The organism is Pseudomonas agronomica (assembly GCF_025917275.1).
In the GTDB taxonomy this organism is placed as follows: Bacteria; Pseudomonadota; Gammaproteobacteria; order Pseudomonadales; family Pseudomonadaceae; genus Aquipseudomonas; species Aquipseudomonas agronomica.
The window spans coordinates 1-1,076 of sequence record NZ_JAOSHO010000883.1 but is presented as its reverse complement, the minus strand read 5'-3'; the positions used below and the strand labels follow the sequence as shown (position 1 = coordinate 1,076).

The 1,076-nt window shown below is 53.8% G+C and carries 2 protein-coding genes; one reads left to right on the top strand and one right to left on the bottom strand.

Going from position 1 to position 1,076, the window contains the following annotated elements:
- Positions 1-43: 43 nt before the first annotated feature.
- The gene (locus OC610_RS27875; RefSeq protein WP_264432801.1) at positions 44-502 is read right to left on the bottom strand and encodes an SRPBCC family protein; all 459 of its coding nucleotides are present in this window, start codon (positions 500-502) and stop codon (positions 44-46) included.
- 121 nt (positions 503-623) lie between these two features.
- Between OC610_RS27875 and OC610_RS27870 the strand changes: the two genes are divergently transcribed.
- Positions 624-1,025: a lysozyme inhibitor LprI family protein gene (locus tag OC610_RS27870; protein ID WP_264432798.1), complete on the top strand. Its 402-nt coding sequence runs from the start codon at positions 624-626 to the stop codon at positions 1,023-1,025.
- Positions 1,026-1,076 lie beyond the last annotated feature (51 nt).

Sequence of the window (1,076 nt, the reverse complement as noted above, 5' to 3'; positions counted from 1 at the left end):
ACATTTCGTACAGAGCCTAGCCTGGGAACCACCAAGCTGAACCTCAGGCCTTGTTCAAGAACTCTTCAATATTAGCCATTTGCTCATCCCAGCCACGACTATCCATACGGAAGGCCTTGAGTCGGCGCGCCTCGGGGATATCGTTGAATCCCGACTCCACTACCTTCAATAGGGTGCCGCCGTTCATGTCTTCAAGATCGAATTGCACGCGCGTCTCGGTCTCTTGGGAATAGTCTTTCTCTGGTTCGATGGCGTAAGGATGCCAGCGAAACGAGAACACCCGTTCGGGCTCGACCCGCTCCACCATCACGTCCCAGGTAAGGTGCTCATAGCCCGGGTAAGTGATCAGCCCTTGGGTCCGCTCCCCCGCAACAAAACGTTTACCCGCCAGGTTCACGCCAAACCACTGGCCGAAGGCTTCGGCATTGGCCAAGGCCCGCCAAACCTGTGAACGTGGCGCCTTGAGTAGGATTTTTCTTTCGATGCGATCGGATAAATGCATGGGGATCACCTCCTGTGCTCAACAGTAGGCTTGTAAGACCACAAGACCAATCGGAAAGTTGTATCGACGCGTTGTTTGGGTACACTCCTCCGGCATTTTACCCTTCAAGGAAAGATCGAGAATGTCCACTCGTTTGCTGCTGCCTCTGGTACCGCTGTTTTTCATCACCATGGCCGATGCTGATGATTGCGCTAATGCCATGACCCAAGGTGCCATGAATCAATGTGCAGCCCAGGAGAACGAGGCCGCCGACAAGGAGCTGAACACCTTGTACAAACAAATCACAGCGCGTCTCAAGGGCAATGCCGAGGCCAAGCAATTGCTGGTTAAGGCACAACGCGCCTGGATGGGTTTTCGTGACGCCGAATGCAGGTTTTCTGCGTCCGGGGTTGAAGGGGGTAGCGTCTATCCCATGATCCACAATGACTGCGTCACAGCCGTGACGAAAGCCCGAGTCCAGAGATTCAAAAACTATCTGGAATGTGAGGAAGGGGATCTGAGTTGCCCCGTACCGGGCGCTTAATAGCCGGAAACTAAAAAAAGGATGACCCTAAGTCGCCCTTCTTTCGTCCAA

What these genes read in the sequence shown, in the direction of transcription:
- OC610_RS27875 (WP_264432801.1), bottom strand. Translation starts at nt 502, where the DNA reads ATGCATTTATCCGATCGCATCGAAAGAAAAATCCTACTCAAGGCGCCA.
- OC610_RS27870 (WP_264432798.1), top strand. Translation starts at nt 624, where the DNA reads ATGTCCACTCGTTTGCTGCTGCCTCTGGTACCGCTGTTTTTCATCACC.